Source organism: Burkholderia sp. HI2714 (genome assembly GCF_002223085.1).
Taxonomy (GTDB): Bacteria; Pseudomonadota; Gammaproteobacteria; order Burkholderiales; family Burkholderiaceae; genus Burkholderia; species Burkholderia lata_D.
This window is the reverse complement of sequence record NZ_NKFM01000183.1, coordinates 1-562: the sequence shown is the minus strand read 5'-3', so window position 1 is coordinate 562 and position 562 is coordinate 1. Positions and strand designations below refer to the sequence as shown.

General features: G+C 59.6%; 1 pseudogene. It reads right to left on the bottom strand.

Features of this window, described 5'->3' with window-relative positions:
• Positions 1-130: 130 nt before the first annotated feature.
• Positions 131-442, bottom strand: a pseudogene (locus tag CFB82_RS41820) (IS6 family transposase); the annotation flags it as partial.
• Positions 443-562 lie beyond the last annotated feature (120 nt).

The following is a 562-nucleotide window of genomic DNA, read 5'->3' as shown; positions in this document are numbered from 1 at the left end:
CCGCCACTCCACGCTCGGTCAGGTGTCGCCAACCCAGTTTTTTCACGACTGGCTCCGCACGCAGGACGAGCAAAATCTGGCAGCATAACGACTCGCCCTTGGTGCGCGAAAAACCGGGGGAAGCTCAATCCTTGAAGCCCATCATCGGCCGGGTTCGGCGCTTGATGGCGCGGTGATCCTGCTCGACGATGTTGTTCAGATACTTCGACTGGCGGATCCTGATCGGCCGTTCACGCGTGGCGTTGAGGTCCTTGAGCGCTGCCAGGTTCGCCCCGCTTTTGTCGATCGTCACGGTCTCGGGCCCCCCGTTCTGCTCGATCGATTTTTCGAAATACCGGCGCGCCGCGGCCTTGTCTCGGTGGGCACGCAGCAGGAAATCAATGGTGTTGCCGTCCTTGTCGACGGCCCGGTAGAGATATTTCCAGGCGCCGCTGACTGTTACGTCTCGATCAATTTGAGGCGGAACAGGGGGTTTTTGTCTCGCGTACGTCGAGCACGATTTTACGAACATCGCCGCGAACATCGCGAGACACGGCACCTATGAGATAGGCCGGTACTCCTC